The sequence below is a fragment of the Streptomyces flavotricini genome (genome assembly GCF_020639365.1).
In the GTDB taxonomy this organism is placed as follows: Bacteria; Actinomycetota; Actinomycetes; order Streptomycetales; family Streptomycetaceae; genus Streptomyces; species Streptomyces flavotricini.
In genome coordinates, this window is sequence record NZ_JAINUL010000001.1 from 6,305,861 (window position 1) to 6,326,051 (window position 20,191).

Annotated in this window: 15 protein-coding genes and 1 tRNA gene; 15 read left to right on the forward strand and 1 reads right to left on the reverse strand. The window is 71.3% G+C overall.

What is annotated here, in order from left to right; genetic code table 11:
- Nucleotides 1–7 precede the first annotated feature (7 nt).
- The 15 genes from K7B10_RS28755 (at nucleotide 8) to K7B10_RS28825 (ending at nucleotide 16,840) form a co-directional block, all read left to right on the forward strand.
- Complete coding sequence (locus K7B10_RS28755) at nucleotides 8–1,996, forward strand: peptidoglycan D,D-transpeptidase FtsI family protein (protein WP_372481569.1); 1,989 nt, start codon at nucleotides 8–10, stop codon at nucleotides 1,994–1,996.
- A gap of 45 nt (nucleotides 1,997–2,041) precedes the next feature.
- Nucleotides 2,042–3,757 (forward strand): UDP-N-acetylmuramoyl-L-alanyl-D-glutamate--2,6-diaminopimelate ligase, encoded by a 1,716-nt coding sequence (locus tag K7B10_RS28760; RefSeq protein WP_229340441.1) that lies wholly within the window; start codon nucleotides 2,042–2,044, stop codon nucleotides 3,755–3,757.
- Nucleotides 3,754–5,178, forward strand: a complete 1,425-nt coding sequence (locus tag K7B10_RS28765; RefSeq protein ID WP_229340443.1) for a UDP-N-acetylmuramoyl-tripeptide--D-alanyl-D-alanine ligase — start codon at nucleotides 3,754–3,756, stop codon at nucleotides 5,176–5,178. The genes K7B10_RS28760 and K7B10_RS28765 overlap by 4 nt, the downstream gene beginning before the upstream one ends.
- On the forward strand, nucleotides 5,175–6,245 hold the full coding sequence (mraY, locus tag K7B10_RS28770) for a phospho-N-acetylmuramoyl-pentapeptide-transferase (RefSeq protein WP_030863669.1): 1,071 nt from the start codon (nucleotides 5,175–5,177) through the stop codon (nucleotides 6,243–6,245). The genes K7B10_RS28765 and mraY overlap by 4 nt, the downstream gene beginning before the upstream one ends.
- The gene (murD, locus tag K7B10_RS28775) at nucleotides 6,227–7,798 is read left to right on the forward strand and encodes a UDP-N-acetylmuramoyl-L-alanine--D-glutamate ligase (protein WP_372481478.1); all 1,572 of its coding nucleotides are present in this window, start codon (nucleotides 6,227–6,229) and stop codon (nucleotides 7,796–7,798) included. Before mraY ends, murD begins: the two co-directional genes overlap by 19 nt.
- 79 nt (nucleotides 7,799–7,877) lie before the next feature.
- A complete protein-coding gene (ftsW, locus tag K7B10_RS28780; RefSeq protein ID WP_229340445.1) occupies nucleotides 7,878–9,284 on the forward strand; it encodes a putative lipid II flippase FtsW in 1,407 nt (468 codons plus the stop codon).
- 6 nt (nucleotides 9,285–9,290) lie between these two features.
- Nucleotides 9,291–10,385, forward strand: coding sequence for an undecaprenyldiphospho-muramoylpentapeptide beta-N-acetylglucosaminyltransferase (murG, locus tag K7B10_RS28785; protein ID WP_030863673.1), 1,095 nt, complete (start codon nucleotides 9,291–9,293; stop codon nucleotides 10,383–10,385).
- Nucleotides 10,386–10,401: 16 nt separating this feature from the next.
- Nucleotides 10,402–11,262 (forward strand): cell division protein FtsQ/DivIB, encoded by an 861-nt coding sequence (locus K7B10_RS28790; protein ID WP_372481479.1) that lies wholly within the window; start codon nucleotides 10,402–10,404, stop codon nucleotides 11,260–11,262.
- 280 nt (nucleotides 11,263–11,542) lie between these two features.
- Nucleotides 11,543–12,748 carry a cell division protein FtsZ gene (gene ftsZ / locus K7B10_RS28795; RefSeq protein ID WP_132755925.1) on the forward strand — a complete coding sequence of 402 codons (1,206 nt, stop codon included), beginning with the start codon at nucleotides 11,543–11,545 and terminating at the stop codon, nucleotides 12,746–12,748.
- Entirely contained in the window at nucleotides 12,745–13,476 is a 732-nt protein-coding gene (gene pgeF, locus K7B10_RS28800; protein WP_229340447.1) for a peptidoglycan editing factor PgeF, read from the forward strand. Before ftsZ ends, pgeF begins: the two co-directional genes overlap by 4 nt.
- Nucleotides 13,477–13,479: 3 nt before the next feature.
- A complete protein-coding gene (locus K7B10_RS28805) occupies nucleotides 13,480–14,199 on the forward strand; it encodes a YggS family pyridoxal phosphate-dependent enzyme (RefSeq protein ID WP_229340449.1) in 720 nt (239 codons plus the stop codon).
- A gap of 149 nt (nucleotides 14,200–14,348) precedes the next feature.
- On the forward strand, nucleotides 14,349–14,957 hold the full coding sequence (locus K7B10_RS28810) for a cell division protein SepF (RefSeq protein WP_048480482.1): 609 nt from the start codon (nucleotides 14,349–14,351) through the stop codon (nucleotides 14,955–14,957).
- A gap of 60 nt (nucleotides 14,958–15,017) precedes the next feature.
- Nucleotides 15,018–15,314, forward strand: coding sequence for a YggT family protein (locus tag K7B10_RS28815; protein WP_030155988.1), 297 nt, complete (start codon nucleotides 15,018–15,020; stop codon nucleotides 15,312–15,314).
- An 82-nt stretch (nucleotides 15,315–15,396) separates the two neighbouring features.
- Nucleotides 15,397–16,638, forward strand: a complete 1,242-nt coding sequence (locus K7B10_RS28820; protein ID WP_229340451.1) for a DivIVA domain-containing protein — start codon at nucleotides 15,397–15,399, stop codon at nucleotides 16,636–16,638.
- Between the two features lie 128 nt (nucleotides 16,639–16,766).
- Nucleotides 16,767–16,840 (forward strand) — tRNA-OTHER (locus K7B10_RS28825).
- A 65-nt stretch (nucleotides 16,841–16,905) separates the two neighbouring features.
- On the opposite strand, the gene ileS is transcribed toward K7B10_RS28825, so the two are convergent.
- Nucleotides 16,906–20,052, reverse strand: coding sequence for an isoleucine--tRNA ligase (gene ileS, locus K7B10_RS28830; protein ID WP_229340453.1), 3,147 nt, complete (start codon nucleotides 20,050–20,052; stop codon nucleotides 16,906–16,908).
- Nucleotides 20,053–20,191: the final 139 nt, after the last annotated feature.

Here is a 20,191-nt window from a genome sequence, read left to right on the forward strand (position 1 = left end):
GCGGCGGGTGCCCGGGCCCGGGTCCAGGTCCGGGCCGGGACGGCCGCGGGCCGGTACACGGCCCGCGACCCGGCGGCCCGGCCCCGCGAGGCAGCCGCACACCATCCGGCTCGGGAGCCCGAAGCCGCGGCTGCGGCTCGTCGGCGTCGGGCTGACCCTCGTCATGCTGGCCTTCGTCGTCCGGCTGCTCCAGGTGCAGGCCGTCGACGCCTCCGCCTACTCCGCCAAGGCCTCCGAGAACCGCTTCGCCAGCTACACCCTCGCCGCCGAGCGGGGCGAGATCACCGACCGCAAGGGCGTCGCGCTCGCGACCAGCGTCGACGCGTACGACATCACCGCCGACCCGAAGATGTTCACCCCGCAGGACAGCAAGGCCCCGGACGCCCCCGAGCAGGCCGCCGCCCTCCTCGCGCCGATCCTCGGCAAGGACGCCAAGGAGCTCGCCGCCCGCCTCAAGACCAAGAACACCCGCTACGTCGTCCTGGCCCGCCGCCAGACCCCCCAGGTCTGGAACCAGATCAAGGACCTCAAGCGGGTCTTCGCCGACAAGGCCGCCGCCGACAAGAAGACCAACGGCCCCGGCGCCAACGTCCTCGCCGGCGTGTTCAACGAGGACAGCAGCAAGCGCGTGTACCCCAACGGGGATCTGGCCGCCGGGATACTGGGTTACGTCAACGCCGAGGGCAAGGGTGCCGGCGGCCTCGAGTCCTCCCTCGACAAGAAGCTGGCCGGCAAGGACGGCGCGATCACGTACGCCCAGTCCGGCGGCCGCCGCGTGCCCACCGCCGGGTCCAGCGAGAAGCCCGCCGTCCCCGGCGAGGACGTCGAGCTGACCATCGACCGCGACATCCAGTGGGCGGCGCAGAGCGCCATCAGCGAGCAGGTCGCCAAGTCCGAGGCCGACCGCGGCTACGTCGTCGTCCAGGACACCCGCACCGGCGAGGTCCTCGCCATGGCCAACGCCCCCGGCTTCGACCCCAACGACCTCTCGAAGGCCAGCTCCGCCGCCATGGGCAACGCGGCGCTCCAGGACGTGTACGAGCCCGGCTCCACCGCCAAGGTCATGTCGATGGCCGCCGTGCTGGAGGAGAAGAAGGCCACCCCCGGGACCCACGTCGAGGTCCCCAACCGGCTGCACCGCGGCGACCGGCTGTTCAAGGACGACATCGACCACCCGACCTGGTACCTGACCCTCAACGGGGTCCTCGCCAAGTCCTCGAACATCGGCACCATCCTGGCCACCGGCCAGCTCGGCGCCACCCAGCCCGAGGCCAACCGGGTCCTGTACTCCTACCTGAACAAGTTCGGCATCGGGCAGCCCACCGGCCTGAACTACCCGGGCGAGTCCCGCGGCATCCTCGCCCGGCCCGAGGCCTGGTCCACCTCCCAGCAGTACACGATCCCTTTCGGCCAGGGCCTGTCCCTCAACGCCATGCAGGCGGCCTCCGTGTACTCGACCATCGCCAACGGCGGCGTACGGATCGCGCCCACGCTGGTCCGCGGCACCAAGGGCCCCGACGGCCGCTTCACCCCGGCCCCGGCGCCCGAACAGACCCGCGTGATCAGCCCGGAGACCGCCAAGACCCTGTCCGAGATGCTGGAGTCGGTCGTCGACGACCAGGAGGGCACCGGCACCAAGGCCCGCATCCCCGGCTACCGGGTCGGCGGCAAGACCGGCACGTCCAACCGGGTGGATCCGGCCACCGGCCGCTACAAGGGCTACACGGCCTCCTTCGCCGGCTTCGCACCCGCCGACAACCCGCGGATCACCGTCTACTGCGCCATCCAGAACCCCACCAAGGGCAGCTACTTCGGCGGCCAGATCTGCGGCCCGATCTACAAGAAGGTCATGGAGTTCGCCCTCAAGACCCTCCAGGTCGCCCCGACCGGGACCGCCCCCGCCGGGCTCCCGGTCACCTTCGACGCCGGTCCCCCGCCCGCCCCCCAGCCCTCCGCAGCGCCCTCCGCACAGCCCAGCCGGCAGCCCGGCCAGTGACCCGGCGGGCCGGCCGGCCCGCCAGAAATCCGTGAGGCACCATCAGTGACAACGATCACCCCGAAACCCGGGAACCCGTCGGCCGCCGACCACGCGGCCGGGCCCTCGCTTCGCGAGCGGCCCGCCACGCCCGGTACGCTCACCGCCGTGCCCCACGCTGATCAGCCCAGAACCGCCCAGAAAGACGCCCCGGCAACGCCGCCGGGAGCGCCCCGGCCGCAGGCCGCCCGCCCGACACCCCTGGGCGAGCTGGCCGACCTGCTGGGCATCGAAGCCCCCGGCGCGGCCGCCGGTGCGCGGCCCCCGCAGATCACCGGGATCACGCACGACTCCCGTGCCGTGCGCCCCGGCGACCTGTACGCGGCCCTGCCCGGCGCCAAGCTGCACGGCGCCGACTTCGCCGCCCAGGCGGCCGCCCTCGGTGCCGCGGCCGTGCTGACGGACCCGGCGGGCGCCGAACGCGCCGCCGCGACCGGCCTGCCGGTCCTGGCCGTCGCCGACCCGCGCGGCCGGATGGGCGAGCTCGCCGCCACGATCTACGGCCGGCCCGGCGAGGGCCTGCTCCAGATCGGCATCACCGGAACCTCCGGCAAGACCACCACGGCGTACCTCGTCGAGGGCGGTCTGCGCGGAGCCGGTCGCTCCACCGGGCTGGTCGGCACCGTCGAGATGCGCATCGGCGACGAGCGCATCAAGTCGGAGCGCACCACCCCCGAGGCCACCGACCTCCAGGCCCTGTTCGCGGTCATGCGCGAACGCGGGGTCGAGGCCGTCGCCATGGAGGTCTCCAGCCACGCCCTGGTGCTCGGCCGGGTCGACGGATGCGTCTTCGACGTCGCCGTCTTCAACAACCTGAGCCCGGAGCACATGGAGTTCCACTCGGACATGGAGGACTACTTCCAGGCCAAGGCGCAGCTCTTCACCGAGCGCCGCGCCCGCCTCGGGGTGGTCAACATCGACGACGAGTACGGCCGCCGCCTCGCCAAGGAGGCCTCGATCCCGGTGGTCACCTTCTCCGCCGAGGGCGACGCGGCCGCCGACTGGCGTGCCGAGGACGTCGTGTTCGGGCACATGGACTCCACGCTGACCGTGGTCGGACCGGAGGGGCAGCGCGTGCGGGCCACGGCCCCGCTTCCCGGCCCGTTCAACGTCGCCAACACCGTCGCCGCGATCGCCACGCTCGCCGCCGCCGGCCTCGACCCGCAGACCGCCGCCGACGGCGTCGCAGCGGTCCCCGGGGTCCCCGGCCGGCTGGAGCGGGTGGACGCGGGCCAGCCGTACCTCGCCGTCGTCGACTACGCGCACAAGACGGACGCCGTCGAATCGGTGCTCCGCGCGCTGCGCGAGGTCACCACCGGCAAGCTGCACATCGTGCTCGGCTGCGGCGGCGACCGCGACACCACCAAGCGCGCCCCCATGGGCGCCGCCGCCGCCCGGTTCGCCGACACCGCCGTGCTGACCTCCGACAACCCGCGCTCCGAGGACCCCCTCGCGATCCTCGCCGCGATGTTCGGGGGCGCCGTCTCCGTACCCGCCGAAGAGCGCGGCACGGTCCTCGTCGACGCCGACCGGGCCGCGGCGATCGCCGCGGCCGTCGCCCGCGCCGAGCCCGGCGACACCGTGCTGGTGGCCGGCAAGGGCCACGAGCAGGGCCAGGAAACCGCGGGCGTCGTACGGCCCTTCGACGACCGCGCGGTGCTCCGCGCCGCGATCGAACGCCAGCAAGGCAGCAACGTCCGACAGGCCGAGGTGAACCAGTGATCGCCCTTTCCCTCGCCGAGATCGCCGACATCACCGGCGGGCGGCCCCACGACATACCGGATCCGTCCGTGCGGATCACCGGGCCCGTGGTCATCGACTCCCGCCAGGTGGAGGCCGGCAGCCTGTTCGCCGCGTTCGCCGGCGAGCACGTCGACGGCCACGACTACGCCGAGCGCGCGGTCGCCTCCGGAGCCGCGGCCGTCCTCGCCGCCCGGCCCGTCGGCGTGCCCGCGATCGTCGTGGCCGACGTCGAGAAGGCCCTGGGCGCCCTCGCCCGGGCCGTCGTCGGGCGTCTCGGCACCGACGTGGTGGCCCTGACCGGCTCCGCCGGCAAGACCTCCACCAAGGACCTCATCGCCCAGGTGCTCCAGGCCCACGCGCCGACCGTGTGGACCCCGGGCTCCCTCAACAACGAGATCGGCCTGCCGCTCACCGCGCTGCGCGCGACGGAGGAAACCCGGCACCTGGTGCTGGAGATGGGCGCCCGCGGCATCGGGCACATCGAGTACCTGACCGGCCTGACCCCGCCGCGCATCGGACTCGTCCTCAATGTCGGGACCGCGCACATCGGCGAGTTCGGCGGTCGCGAGCAGATCGCCCGGGCCAAGGGCGAACTCGTCGAAGCCCTGCCGGCCGAAGCCGACGGCGGAGTCGCCGTCCTCAACGCCGACGATCCGCTGGTGCGCGCGATGTCCGCCCGGACGAAGGCCCGTACGGTGCTGTTCGGCGAGGCCGACGATGCCGACGTACGGGCCACGGAAGTCCGTATGACACCGGCAGGACAGCCCTCCTTCACACTCCACACACCCACCGGGTGCGGCGAAGTGACCTTGCGCCTGTACGGTGAGCACCACGTGTCGAACGCGCTCGCCGCGGCCGCCGTCGCCCATGTACTGGGCATGTCCACCCAGGAGATCGCCACCGCGCTCTCCGGGGCGGGCACCTTGTCCCGGTGGCGGATGGAGGTCACCGAGCGGGCGGACGGCGTGACGATCGTCAACGACGCCTACAACGCGAATCCCGAGTCCATGCGGGCCGCTCTGCGCGCGCTAGCCGCGATGGGCGGCGCGGCCAGGGTCGACGGGGGACGTACGTGGGCGGTGCTCGGTCCGATGGCCGAGCTCGGGGACGCATCGTTGGCCGAGCACGACGCGGTGGGACGGCTTGCCGTCCGGCTCAACGTGAGCAAGCTCGTCGCAGTCGGGGGCAGGGAAGCGTCCTGGCTGCAACTGGGCGCATATAACGAGGGTTCGTGGGGTGAGGAGTCGGTGGTCGTGTCCGACGCGCAGGCGGCGATCGACCTGTTGCGCAGTGAACTGCGCCCGGGTGACGTCGTGCTGGTGAAGGCTTCCAGGTCGGTCGGCCTGGAGCGGGTCGCTCTGGCTCTGCTGTCCGCCGAGGGCGAGGTCGCCGACCGATGAGGCAGATCCTCTTCGCCGGTGTCATCGGCATGTTCCTGACCGTGGTCGGCACCCCGCTGCTGATCAAGCTGCTGGCCCGCAAGGGCTACGGCCAGTTCATCCGCGACGACGGCCCGCGCGGCCACGCCGGGAAGAAGGGCACGCCCACCATGGGCGGCATCTCCTTCATCCTGGCGACGATCATCGCGTACGCCCTGACGAAGGTGATCACGGGCAGCCCGGCCACGTTCTCCGGCGTGCTGGTGCTCTTCCTGATGTCCGGCATGGGCCTCGTGGGCTACCTCGACGACTACATCAAGATCGTCAAGCGTCGCTCGCTCGGTCTGCGGGCCAAGGCCAAGATGGCCGGCCAGCTGATCGTCGGCATCGCCTTCGCGGTGCTCGCGCTGCAGTTCAAGGACGGCCGCGGCAACGCCCCGGCCTCCACCAAGCTGTCCTTCGTCACGGACTTCGGCTGGTCGATCGGCCCGGTGCTGTTCGTCGTCTGGGCGTTGTTCATGATCCTGGCGATGTCCAACGGCGTGAACCTGACGGACGGTCTGGACGGCCTGGCCACCGGCGCCGCGGTGATGGTCTTCGGCGCGTACACGTTCATCGGCGTCTGGCAGTTCCAGGAGTCGTGCGCCAACGCGCAGACCCTGACGAACCCCAACGCCTGCTTCGAGGTACGAGATCCGCTGGACCTCGCGATCGTCGCCTCCGCGCTGATGGGCGCCTGCTTCGGCTTCCTGTGGTGGAACACCTCGCCCGCCAAGATCTTCATGGGTGACACCGGCTCGCTGGCCCTCGGCGGCGCCCTCGCCGGTCTCGCGATCTGCTCCCGCACGGAGTTCCTGATCGCCCTCCTCGGCGGCCTCTTCGTCCTCATCACCATGTCGGTCGTCATCCAGGTCGGCTCCTTCAAGCTGACCGGGAAGCGCGTCTTCCGGATGGCCCCGCTGCAGCACCACTTCGAACTCAAGGGGTGGTCCGAGGTCCTGGTGGTGGTCCGGTTCTGGATCATCCAGGGCATGTGCGTGATCGTGGGTCTCGGACTCTTCTACGCGGGATGGGCAGCCGACAAGTGAGCACCACCGACCTGGCCGGCCTGCTCGGCCCCGATGCCCTGGGCCGGTTCGGTCTGCCGGGCCGGATCACCGTGGCCGGCCTCGGCATCAGCGGCATCAGCGCCGCCCGGGCGCTGGCCGGTCTCGGCGCGACGGTGACCGTCGTCGACAACGGCGACGGCGACGCGCACCGCGCGAAGGCCGCCGAACTCGCGGAGCTGGGCATCGAGGTCCGCCTGGGACACCTGCCCGACGGGGCCCGGGCCGGGGAAGCCCTGCCCGAGGGCACCGAACTGGTCGTCACCTCGCCCGGCTGGCAGCCCGAGAGCCCGCTCTTCCGGGCCGCCGCCGAGGCGGGCGTCGACGTCGTCGGCGACGTCGAGATCGCCTGGCGGCTGCGCGGGGCCGGCGTGGAACTCCGCGCCGCCCGCCGGGTCGCCGCGGCGGACGCCGGCGAGGACGCCGAGGCCGAGCGGGCCCCGGCCGGGCCCGCCGAGTGGCTGGCGATCACCGGCACCAACGGCAAGACCACCACCACCCAGATGCTCGCGTCGATCCTGAAGGCCGCGGGTCTGAAGACCGCTGCCGTCGGCAACATCGGCACCCCGATCATCGACGTGGTGCTCGGCGAGGAGGAGTACGACGTACTCGCCGTCGAGCTCTCCAGCTACCAGCTGCACTGGGCGCCCTCGCTGCGCGCCCACTCGGCGGCCGTGCTGAACCTGGCCCCGGACCACCTCGACTGGCACGGCACGATGGAGGCGTACGCCGCCGACAAGGGCCGCATCTACGAGGGCAACACGGTCGCCTGCGTCTACAACGTCGCCGACCCGGCCACCGAGAAGCTCGTCGAGAACGCCGACGTCGAGGAGGGCTGCCGGGCGATCGGCTTCACGCTCGGCGCCCCCGGCCCCTCCATGCTCGGCGTGGTCGACGGCATCCTCGTCGACCGCGCGTTCGTCGAGAACCGGCAGAAGAACGCCCAGGAGCTCGCCGAGGTCGAGGACGTCAACCCGCCGGCCCCGCACAACATCGCCAACGCGCTCGCCGCGGCGGCCCTGGCCCGCGCCTTCGGCGTCGCGCCGCGCGCGGTCCGTGACGGGCTGCGCGACTTCCGCCCCGACGCGCACCGCGTCGCGTACGTGGACGAGGTCGCGGGGGTCACGTACATCGACGACTCCAAGGCCACCAACACGCACGCGGCCGAGGCCTCCCTGGCGGCCTTCGAGCCCGTCGTGTGGATCGCCGGCGGCCTCGCCAAGGGTGCGACCTTCGAGGAGCTGGTCCGGAACTCGCGCAAGCAGCTGCGCGCCGTCGTGCTGATCGGCGCCGACCGGGCGCTCATCGCCGAGGCGCTGGCGCGACACGCCCCCGAGGTCCCGGTCGTCGACCTCGACCGGACCGACACTGGGGCGATGCTCGCAGCGGTCCGGGAAGCGGCCCGGCTCGCAGAGCCCGGCGACACGGTTCTGCTGGCCCCGGCCTGTGCCTCGATGGACATGTTCGCGAACTACAACAAGCGCGGGGACGCATTCGCGGACGCGGTGCGCGAGCTGGCCGCCGAGGCCGCGTAGGTCCGGCCGGCCCGTTCCAGGTCGGCGAGTCCTCCCCGACCGGCTGCTCGCCTCGCACGAGTGGAGGGGAAGGTCACACATGCCGGCCAAGCAAGTGCTGCCGGGGCGGCGGCCGTCCGCGGTGAAGGCCGTCAAGTCCGTGAGCGGCGCCAGGTCCGCCAGGGCGGTCAAGGCGCAGGGCCGCAGGCGTCCGGCGGGGAGCGTGCGGCCGCCCGGCGGGCGCGGCCCGCTGGAGCGGCTCCGGCGTACGCAGCGGCAGTTGCGCAAGGCCTGGGACCGGCCCCTCACCGCCTATTACCTGATCTTCGGCAGCTCGCTGCTCATCACCGTGCTCGGCCTGGTGATGGTCTACTCGGCCTCGATGATCAAAGCCCTCCAGCTGGGGCTGGGCGACGCGTACTTCTTCAAGAAGCAGTTCCTGGCCGCCCTGATCGGCGCCGGGCTGCTGCTGATCGCCTCCCGGATGCCCGTCAAACTGCACCGGGCCCTGTCGTACCCCGTGCTCGCGGGAACCCTGTTCCTGATGGTCCTGGTCCAGGTCCCCGGGATAGGGGTGTCTATCAACGGCAACCAGAATTGGATCTCCCTTGGTGGTCCGTTCATGCTCCAGCCCAGTGAGTTCGGCAAGCTGGCACTGATCCTCTGGGGCGCGGACCTGCTGGCCCGCAAGGGCGAGAAGGAGCTGCTGAGCCAGTGGAAGCACCTGCTGGTGCCGCTGGTCCCGGTGGCCTTCCTGCTGCTCGGGCTGATCATGCTGGGCGGGGACATGGGCACCGCGATGATCCTCGGGGCCATCCTGTTCGGCCTGCTGTGGCTGGCGGGAGCCCCGACGCGGATGTTCGTGGCGGTGCTCGCCTTCGCGGGTGTGATCGTCGCACTGCTGATCAAGACCAGTCCGCACCGGATGGACCGGCTCGCCTGCCTCGGCGCGACGGATCCCGGCCGGGGCGACCTGTGCTGGCAGGCCGTGCACGGGATCTATGCCCTCGCATCGGGCGGATGGTTCGGTTCCGGTCTGGGTGCCAGTGTGGAAAAATGGGGACAACTGCCCGAAGCGCACACCGACTTCATCTTCGCCATCACCGGGGAGGAACTGGGTCTGGCGGGGACGCTGTCGGTACTCGCCCTGTTCGCGGCTCTAGGCTATGCGGGTATCCGCGTGGCCGGACGCACGGAGGACTCCTTCGTACGGTATGCCGCGGGAGGCGTGACCACCTGGATCACGGCGCAGGCCGTGATCAACATCGGTGCGGTGCTCGGTCTGCTGCCGATCGCCGGAGTCCCGCTCCCGCTGTTCTCGTACGGAGGGTCCGCGCTGCTGCCGACCATGTTCGCGGTCGGACTGCTCATCGCCTTCGCGCGGGAGGAGCCGGCGGCGCGCGCGGCGCTCGCGATGCGCCGGCCCAAGGCGGGCCGGAAGCGGACCGGGCAGAGATGGAAGTCGATGAGACGGAGCGTCAAGAGGCGTCCGTCCGGAGAGCGGTGAATTTCGGTGCATGTCGTACTCGCCGGTGGGGGGACCGCCGGCCACATCGAGCCGGCGCTCGCCCTCGCGGACGCCCTGCGCAGGCAGGACCCTTCCGTGGGCATCACCGCCCTCGGCACGGAGCGCGGGCTCGAAACCCGCCTCGTGCCCGAGCGCGGCTATGAGCTGGGACTGATCCCGGCCGTCCCGCTGCCCCGCAAGCCCACCCCCGAGCTCATCACCGTCCCCGGACGGCTGCGCGGGACGATCAAGGCGGCAGAGGAGATCCTGGAGCGCACCAAGGCCGACTGCGTGGTCGGCTTCGGCGGCTACGTGGCCCTGCCCGGCTACCTCGCCGCCAAGCGGCTCGGGGTGCCGATCATCGTCCACGAGGCCAACGCCCGGCCGGGACTGGCCAACAAGATCGGTTCCCGCTACGCGCACGCCGTCGCGGTCTCCACCCCCGACAGCAAGCTGCGCGGCGCCCGCTACGTGGGCATCCCGCTGCGCCGCAGCATCTCCACCCTGGACCGGGCCGCGGTCCGCCCGGAGGCGCGCGCGGCCTTCGGCCTGGACCCCAACCTGCCGACCCTGCTGGTCTCCGGCGGCTCGCAGGGCGCCCGCCGCCTCAACGAGACCATCCAGCAGGTCGCTCCGACCCTCCAGCGCTCCGGGATCCAGATCCTTCACGCGGTGGGCCCGAAGAACGAACTGCCGCGTGTCGACAACATGCCCGGGATGCCGCCGTATGTGCCGGTACCGTACGTGGACCGGATGGATCTCGCGTACGCCGCCGCCGACATGATGCTGTGCCGCGCGGGCGCGATGACCGTCGCCGAACTCTCCGCCGTCGGGCTGCCGGCCGCGTACGTCCCGCTGCCGATCGGCAACGGCGAACAGCGGCTCAACGCCCAGCCGGTGGTCAAGGCCGGCGGCGGCCTGCTCGTCGACGACGCGGAGCTGACGCCCGAGTGGGTGCTCAGCCAGGTCCTCCCGGTGCTCGCCGACCCGCACCGCCTGTACGAGATGTCCCGCGCCGCCGCCGAGTTCGGCCGCCGCGACGCCGACGACCTGCTCGTCGCGATGGTGTACGAGGCGATCGCCGCACACAGGAACCGCTAGCGCAGGAGGCACAGGAGTGGCCGGAGCGACGACCGCACAGCGCGGCAATTCCGGGCCCGCCCGGAAGGGCAAGGGCTCCGGCTCTCCCAAGCCGCCCAAGCAGCAGGGGTCGTCGGGGCCCTCAGGGGGGTCCGGCCCGCGGGGCCCCGGTGTCCAGCGCCTCGTCCGGCGCCTGCGGCACCGGGGCCCCGTGCTGCTCTGCCTCCTCGCCGCCGCCCTCCTCACGGGGGGCGGCAGCTGGGTCCTCTACGGCTCCTCCTGGCTCCGCGTCGAGAAGGTGACCACGAGCGGGACGCAGGTGCTGACCCCCGAGCAGGTGCTGGCCGCCGCGGCCGTACCGGTCGGGGCGCCCCTGGTGACCGTGGACACCGACGAGATCGCGGGCCGGGTCCGCGACCGGCTGCCCCGCGTCGATTCGGTCGACGTGGTGCGGGCCTGGCCGCACGGAATCGGGCTGAAAGTGACGGAGCGCAAACCCGTCCTGCTCATCAAAAAGGACGCCAAGTTCGTCGAAGTGGACGCTTCGGGTGTGCGATTCGACACGGCCGTGAAAGCTCCCGCAGGCGTTCCGGTCCTCGAATTGTCCGCGGCGCAGTCTCCGAGCGGCCGCCGCTTCGACGAGGAGCGGCTGCTGCGCGAGGCCGTCGGCGTCGCCGGAGACCTCCCCGAAGCGGTCGCCAAGGAGACGGTGCAGGTCAAGGTGGGCTCGTACGACTCGGTCGTACTGGAGTTGACCCGTGGCCGGACCGTGGTCTGGGGCAGCGGTGAGCAGGGCGGGGCGAAGGGGCGTGCGCTGGCGGCCCTGTTGAAAGCCGTGCCCAGGGCTGACCACTTTGACGTGAGCGTCCCCACCGCCCCTGCGGTGTCCGGGAGTTGACGCCGGGTCGAACAGCGACGCACCCTGGTTGGCCACCGATACGGGTGATCACATAGGGTGAAAAGAAAAACGGGAGGTTCGGCGTGTTCGTTGAACACGCGCTACTTGTCGACTTAGTGTCCTGTTCGGAAGAGTCCAAGGAACAGGCACATACTTAACCCTAAACTTCAGGGTTAGGGTTCGGGTCGGCGCGTTCGGACCGTCCCACATTTCGGCATCAGTCGTCGCAACGCAGGCCCGCGAGGCGGCGACACGTAACTCGAGGCGAGAGGCCTTCGACGTGGCAGCACCGCAGAACTACCTCGCAGTCATCAAGGTCATCGGTGTCGGCGGCGGTGGTGTCAATGCCATCAACCGAATGATCGAGGTCGGTCTCAAGGGCGTCGAGTTCATCGCCATCAACACGGACGCCCAGGCGCTGTTGATGAGCGACGCCGACGTCAAGCTCGACGTCGGCCGTGAACTCACCCGGGGCCTCGGCGCCGGCGCCAACCCGGCAGTCGGTCGCAAGGCGGCAGAGGACCACCGCGAAGAGATCGAGGAGGTCCTCAAGGGGGCCGACATGGTCTTCGTCACCGCCGGCGAGGGCGGCGGCACCGGCACCGGCGGCGCACCCGTCGTCGCCAACATCGCGCGCTCGCTCGGCGCCCTGACCATCGGTGTGGTCACCCGGCCGTTCACCTTCGAGGGCCGGCGCCGCGCGAACCAGGCGGAGGACGGCATCGCCGAGCTCCGCGAAGAGGTCGACACCCTCATCGTCATCCCGAACGACCGACTGCTGTCCATCTCGGACCGCCAGGTCTCGGTCCTGGACGCCTTCAAGTCGGCCGACCAGGTCCTGCTCTCGGGCGTCCAGGGCATCACCGACCTCATCACCACCCCGGGTCTGATCAACCTCGACTTCGCGGACGTCAAGTCCGTCATGTCCGAGGCCGGCTCGGCCCTCATGGGCATCGGCTCCGCCCGCGGCGACGACCGCGCGGTGGCCGCCGCCGAGATGGCGATCTCCTCGCCGCTGCTGGAGGCGTCCATCGACGGCGCCCGCGGTGTGCTGCTCTCCATCTCCGGTGGCTCCGACCTCGGTCTCTTCGAGATCAACGAGGCGGCGCAGCTGGTCAGCGAGGCCGCCCACCCCGAGGCGAACATCATCTTCGGCGCCGTCATCGACGACGCGCTGGGCGACGAGGTACGGGTCACCGTCATCGCCGCCGGCTTCGACGGCGGACAGCCCCCGGCACGCCGGGACAACGTCATCGGTGCCGCGTCCACCAAGCGCGAGGAGCCGGCCCCGGCGCCGGTCCGCGCGGCCGAGCCGGCCCGCCCGGCCTTCGGCGGACTGGGCACGGTCACCCCGCGCGAAGAGCCCCCGGCCCCGGTCGAGGCCGCTCCGGTCGAGACCGCGGCCCCCGCGCCGCAGGTCCCGACGGCCCGGCCGTACCAGGACAGCCCGGCCGAGGAGCTGGACGTCCCGGACTTCTTGAAGTGACGCTGGACCAGTACGAAGAGAACGGCGCCCACTTCGCCTTCACCGACCGGTGGGGCGGGGTGAGCGCCGTTCCGTACGAGGAGCTCAATCTCGGCGGCGCGGTCGGAGACGACCCCACCGCCGTTCTCGCGAACCGGGCCGCCGCCGCCGGTGCCCTCGGCATCGAGCCGGACCAGGTGGTCTGGATGAACCAGGTGCACGGCAGGGACGTGGCGGTGGTCCCCGGACCCTGGGGCGCCGCCGCCGACGTCCCGGCGGTCGACGCGGTGGTGACCGCCCGTCGGGGGCTCGCCCTCGCGGTGCTCACCGCGGACTGCACCCCGGTCCTGCTGGCCGACCCCGTCGCCGGGGTCGCGGGCGCGGCCCACGCGGGCCGGCCCGGGCTGGTCGCCGGAGTGGTGCCCGCCGCCGTGGAGGCGATGGTCGCCCTCGGGGCCGACCCCGGGCGGATCATCGCCCGTACCGGCCCCGCGATCTGCGGGCGCTGCTACGAGGTGCCGGCCGAGATGCGGGCCGCGGTCGCCGAGGCGGTACCGGCCGCGTACGGCGAGACGAGTTGGGGGACCCCGTCCGTCGACGTGGTCGCCGGGGTGCACGCCCAGCTCGCGGAGGCGGGGGTGGTGAAGTCGCACCGCTCGGCGGTCTGCACACTGGAGTCGCGGGAGCACTTCTCGTACCGCCGCGACCGGGTGACCGGGCGGCTTGCCGGATATGTCTGGTTGGACTAGGTAATGACGGACCGTAAGACGGAGCTCGCGGAGAACCTCGCGCGGGTGGAGGAACGTATCTCGTCCGCCTGCGCGGCTGCGGGGCGGGGACAGGACGAGGTGACGCTCATCGTCGTCACCAAGACCTACCCCGCGAGCGACGTACGACTGCTGGCGGACCTGGGCGTCCGTCATGTGGCGGAGAATCGCGACCAGGACGCCGCCCCCAAGGCCGCGGCCTGCGCGGATCTGCCGCTCACCTGGCACTTCGTGGGTCAGTTGCAGACGAACAAAGTCCGTTCCGTGGCGGGATACGCGCATGTCGTGCAGTCCGTCGACCGGCCGAAGCTCGTCACGGCGCTCTCGGTGGCCGCGGAGGGGGCCGGGCGCGAACTCGGCTGCCTCGTGCAGATCGCCCTCGACGCCGAGTCGGGGGAGCGCGGCGCCCGCGGCGGCGCCGCTCCGGAGCAGCTCGCCGGACTCGCGGACCTCGTGGCCGGGGCCCCGGGACTGCGGCTCGACGGTCTGATGACCGTCGCCCCGCTGGCCGGGGGCTACGCGGGACGCGAACAGGCCGCTTTCGAGCGGCTGGTGGAATTGTCATCCCGCCTGCGCGCGGACCATCCGACTGCCACGATGGTGTCGGCCGGGATGAGTGCAGACCTGGAACAGGCCGTTGCGGCCGGTGCGACACATGTACGCGTCGGCACTGCGGTACTCGGCGCGAGACCCCGGCTCGGGTAACGTCGCGAAGAAAGTCGGACCACAGCAGAAAATATGGTCATTCCCGCTGACGGGCGGACAGACCACGTGGATCGCGGGCAGTTGGTGACTTTGGTGACACAGCGACACCTGCGACAGGGCGATCCACCACAGAGCGGAGGATTCAGAGAATGGCCGGCGCGATGCGCAAGATGGCGGTCTACCTCGGCCTCGTGGAGGACGACCGGTACGACAACCCGGGGTACGACCCCGACGACGAGTTCGAGCCCGAGCCGGAACCGGAGCGGGACCGCCGGCGCCAGCAGGCCGTACACCAACCGCCCGTAACGGACGAACCGGTACGAGTTGCCCAGCCTCCGGCGCAACGGGAACCCATCCCATTGCCGGTGGAAAACGGACGTCCTGCGCGAATCGCCCCCGTGGCATCCATCACACCTGAACGCTCGAACCTGGAGAAGAACGCCCCCGTGATCATGCCCAAGGTCGTCTCCGAGCGGGAGCCGTACCGCATCACGACGCTGCACCCCCGGACCTACAACGAGGCCCGTACCATCGGGGAACACTTCCGTGAGGGCACTCCGGTGATCATGAACCTCACGGAGATGGACGACACGGATGCGAAGCGACTTGTCGACTTTGCCGCCGGTCTCGTCTTCGGCCTGCACGGCAGCATTGAACGCGTGACACAGAAGGTGTTCCTGCTGTCGCCTGCTAACGTCGATGTCACGGCGGAGGACAAGGCCCGCATCGCGGAGGGCGGGTTCTTCAACCAAAGCTAGACCGATCCGTCAGACACGGGGCCGGGGACAGAGCGAGAGCAGGGGAGAGGGAAGCGCGGGATGGGCGTCGCACTGCAGGTGGTCTACATCGCGCTGATGTGCTTCCTTATCGTGCTGATCTTCCGACTGGTGATGGACTACGTCTTCCAGTTCGCACGTTCATGGACACCCGGCAAGGCGATGGTGGTCGTCCTTGAGGCCACCTACACTGTCACCGATCCACCGCTCAAGCTTCTTCGGCGTTTCATTCCGCCGTTGCGTCTCGGGGGCGTGGCACTCGACCTGTCCTTCTTCGTTCTGATGATCATCGTTTACATCCTCATCAGTTTCGTGAGCACCGCTGCGAGAAGCGTGTGAACGATGAGCTTCCCCGCGAGCGCGGGGACAGTCCCGATACGGTCTTGCCGACTGCCGACGACTACGTAGAGGTGAAGAAGACATGCCGCTGACTCCCGAGGACGTGCGGAACAAGCAGTTCACGACCGTCCGCCTCCGAGAAGGCTATGACGAGGACGAGGTCGATGCCTTCCTCGACGAGGTCGAGTCCGAACTGACGCGCCTGCTGCGCGAGAACGAGGACCTGCGCGCCAAGCTGGCCGCCGCCACGCGTGCCGCCGCGCAGAACCAGCAGCAGCAGGGCATGCGCAAGCCGGAACCCCAGGATCAGCGCGGCCCCGGAGGCCCCGGCGCCCCCGTGCCCGCCGCCATATCCGGCCCGCCGGCGCAGCAGGGCCCGCCGCAGATGGGTCCGCCGCAGCTTCCGGGTGGCCAGCCGCAGCTTCCGGCCGGCCCCGGTGGACCTGGACCGCAGGGTCCGGGCGGCCCGGGCCCGATGGGCGGCCCCATGCACACCATGGGTGGCCAGCAGCAGATGGGCCAGCAGGGCATGGGCCAGCAGGGCATGGGCCAGCAGTCCATGGGCGGCCAGAACCCGCTCGGCCAGCAGATGCAGCCCATGGGCCAGCAGATGCAGCCGATGGGCCAGCAGATGCAGCCCATGGGTCAGCAGATGCAGCAGCAGCAGATGCAGCAGATGCAGCAGCCGCAGCTCCCGCAGCAGGGCCCCGGTGGCGACAGCGCCGCCCGCGTCCTGTCGCTGGCGCAGCAGACCGCCGACCAGGCGATCGCGGAGGCCCGTTCCGAGGCCAACAAGATCGTCGGCGAGGCGCGCAGCCGCGCCGAGGGCCTGGAGCGGGACGCCCGTGCCAAGGCCGACGCGCTGGAGCGGGACGCCCAGGAGAAGCACCGCGTCGCGATGGGCTCCCTGGAGTCCGCCCGCGCCACGCTGGAGCGCAAGGTCGAGGACCTGCGGGGCTTCGAGCGTGAGTACCGTACGCGCCTGAAGTCCTACCTGGAGTCGCAGCTGCGCCAGCTGGAGACCCAGGCCGACGACTCCCTGGCCCCGCCGCGCAACCCGGCCGGCCCGGCGCTGCCGCCGTCGCCGACCCCGTCGATGGCTCCGGCCGGAGCCATGGGCCACTCGATGGGCGCCCCGTCGCCCATGGGCGGTCCCGCGTCGATGGGCGGCCCGTCCCCGATGGGCGGCCCCTCGTACGGTGGCCAGCAGCAGATGTCTCCCGCGATGACGCAGCCGATGGCTCCGGTGCGGCCGACCGCCCCGCAGCCGATGCAGGCGCCGTCGCCGATGCGCGGCTTCCTGATCGACGAGGACGACAACTAGGCGGTACGCCCTCTGCGGCGCCGTCGGCAGTCACGGGCCGGGCCCGGTTCCCCCACGGGGGTACCGGGCCCGGCCCGTTTCCGCGTATCCGGGGGCCTGCGGGGGGCCGCTACAGTGGCCCCCGCAGCGGGTCGGTAGCGCAGAGGTCGTCGCGCCATTCTCCGCAGGAGGGAAGACGCCGGTTCGAATCCGGCTCGGCCCGCTGCGTGCGCGGAACGACGAACGGCGCCCCCCCCGTGAGGGAGGGCGCCGTTCGGTTCTTCCCGCTTACGCCTTGCGGAGGCGGAACGTCAGGCCGAGGGACTCGTCCGTGAACGGCTCGCCGTACGCGGCGTCCGCCTCGCCGGACGCGTAGTCCGTCGACAGGACCTCGTCCGCGATGAGCGCCGCGTGGTCCGTCAGAGCCGTCACCACCTCCGGGTCCGACGAGGACCAGCGCAGGGCGATCCGGTCCGCCACGTCCAGGCCGGAGTTCTTCCGGGCCTCCTGGATCAGGCGGATCGCGTCACGCGCCAGGCCGGCCAGCCGCAGCTCCGGGGTGATCTCCAGGTCCAGGGCCACCGTCGCGCCGGAGTCGGACGCCACCGACCAGCCCTCGCGCGGGGTCTCCGTGATGATGACCTCCTCCGGGGAGAGGGAGATCTCCTCGCCGTTCATCGAGATCACCGCCGAGCCGGAGCGCAGGGCCAGGGAGAGCGCCGCCGCGTCGGCCGCGGCCACCGCCTTCGCGATGTCCTGGACGCCCTTGCCGAAGCGCTTGCCCAGCGCCCGGAAGTTCGCCTTCGCGGTCGTGTCGACCAGCGAGCCGCCGACCTCCGACAGGGAGGCCAGGGAGGACACGTTCAGTTCCTCCGTGATCTGGGCCTGGAGCTCGGGGGACAGCGCGTCGAAGCCCGCCGCGCCGACCAGGGCCCGGGAGAGTGGCTGGCGGGTCTTCACGCCCGACTCGGCACGCGTCGCCCGGCCCAGCTCCACCAGACGCCGGACCAGCAGCATCTGCTGCGAGAGCCGGCCGTCCACCTGCGACGCGTCGGCCGTCGGCCACGTCGACAGGTGGACCGACTCCGGGGCGTCCGGGGTGACGGGGACGATCATGTCCTGCCAGACCCGCTCCGTGATGAAGGGGGTGAGCGGGGCCATGAGGCGGGTCACCGTCTCGACCACCTCGTGCAGCGTGCGCAGCGCGGCCGCGTCGCCCTGCCAGAAGCGGCGGCGCGAGCGGCGCACGTACCAGTTGGACAGGTCGTCCACGAAGGAGGACAGGAGCTTGCCGGCGCGCTGGGTGTCGTACGACTCCATCGCCTCCGTGACCTCGGTGGTGAGGGTGTGGAGCTCCGACAGCAGCCAGCGGTCCAGGACCGTGCGGTCCGCCGGGGCCGGGTCGGCCGCCGACGGGGCCCAGTTCGACGTACGGGCGTACAGCGCCTGGAAGGCGACCGTGTTCCAGTACGTGAGGAGGGTCTTGCGGACCACTTCCTGGATCGTGCCGTGGCCCACGCGCCGCGCCGCCCACGGGGAGCCGCCGGCCGCCATGAACCAGCGCACCGCGTCCGCGCCGTGCTGGTCCATGAGCGGGATGGGCTGGAGGATGTTGCCCAGGTGCTTGGACATCTTGCGGCCGTCCTCGGCGAGGATGTGGCCCAGGCAGACCACGTTCTCGTACGAGGACTTGTCGAAGACGAGCGTGCCGACCGCCATCAGCGTGTAGAACCAGCCGCGCGTCTGGTCGATGGCCTCCGAGATGAACTGCGCCGGGTAGCGCTTCTCGAAGATCTCCTTGTTCTTGTACGGGTAGCCCCACTGCGCGAACGGCATCGAGCCCGAGTCGTACCAGGCGTCGATGACCTCCGGGACGCGGACGGCGGTCAGGGAGCAGCCCTCGTGCGTGCACGCGAACGTGACGTCGTCGATGTACGGGCGGTGCGGGTCCAGGTCCGAGAGGTCCGTGCCCGTCAGCTCGCCCAGCTCCGCGCGGGAACCGATGCAGGTGAGGTGGTTCTCCTCGCAGCGCCAGATCGGCAGCGGGGTGCCCCAGTAGCGGTTGCGGGAGAGCGCCCAGTCGATGTTGTTGTTCAGCCAGTCGCCGAAGCGGCCCTGCTTGACCGAGTCCGGGAACCAGTTCGTCTTCTCGTTCTCCCGCAGCATCGCGTCCTTGACGGCGGTGGTGCGGATGTACCACGACGGCTGCGCGTAGTAGAGCAGGGCCGTGTGGCAGCGCCAGCAGTGCGGGTAGCTGTGCTCGTAGGCGATGTGCTTGAAGAGCAGGCCGCGCGCGTCGAGGTCGGCGGTCAGCTTCTCGTCGGCCTTCTTGAAGAAGACGCCGCCGACCAGCGGGACCTCCTCCTCGAAGGTGCCGTCGGGGCGGACCGGGTTCACGACGGGCAGGCCGTACGCGCGGCAGACCGCGAGGTCGTCGGCGCCGAAGGCGGGGGACTGGTGGACCAGACCGGTGCCGTCCTCGGTCGTGACGTACTCGGCGTTCACGACGTAGTGGGCGGGCTCGGGGAACTCCACGAGGTCGAAGGGGCGCTGGTAGGTCCAGCGCTCCATCTCCTTGCCCGTGAAGGTCTGGCCGGTGGCCTCCCAGCCCTCGCCCAGGGACTTCTCCAGCAGCGGCCGGGCGACGACCAGCTTCTCCTCGCCGTTCGTGGCGACGACGTAGGTGACCTCGGGGTGCGCGGCCACGGCCGTGTTGGACACCAGGGTCCACGGGGTCGTCGTCCACACCAGCAGGGCCGCCTCGCCCGCGAGGGGGCCGGAGGTCAGCGGGAAGCGGACGTAGACCGAGGGGTCGACGACCGTCTCGTAGCCCTGGGCCAGCTCGTGGTCGGAGAGGCCGGTGCCGCAGCGGGGGCACCAGGGGGCGACGCGGTGGTCCTGGGTGAGCAGGCCCTTGTTGAAGATCTCCTTCAGCGACCACCACACGGACTCCACGTACTCGGGGTCCATGGTCCGGTACGCGTCGTCCAGGTCGACCCAGTAGCCCATCCGGGTCGTGAGCTCGGCGAACGCGTCGGTGTGGCGGGTCACGGACTCGCGGCACTTGGAGTTGAACTCGGCGATGCCGTACGCCTCGATGTCCTGCTTGCCGTTGAAGCCGAGCTCCTTCTCGACGGCGAGCTCGACGGGCAGGCCGTGGCAGTCCCAGCCGGCCTTGCGGGCCACGTGGTAGCCGCGCATGGTGCGGAAGCGCGGGAAGACGTCCTTGAAGACGCGGGCCTCGATGTGGTGCGCGCCGGGCATGCCGTTGGCGGTGGGCGGGCCCTCGTAGAACACCCACTCGGGGCGGCCCTCGGACTGCTCCAGGGTCTTGGCGAAGGTCTTGCTCTCGCGCCAGAAGTCGAGAACGGCGTGCTCGAGGGCGGGCAGGTCGACCTGGGCGGGTACCGGGCGGTACTGCGGCGGTGTGGTCATGAGGCTGAACTCTTCCTCCGGCGGGGTGTCACTTCCGTCCGGAGGGACGAGAGCCGCCCTCGTTCCCAAGGACCTGCTGCTCCCGCGGTACCACCCTCCTTGGCCGCCGGACGGATCCGGTGGCCCCCTCATTGGGGTG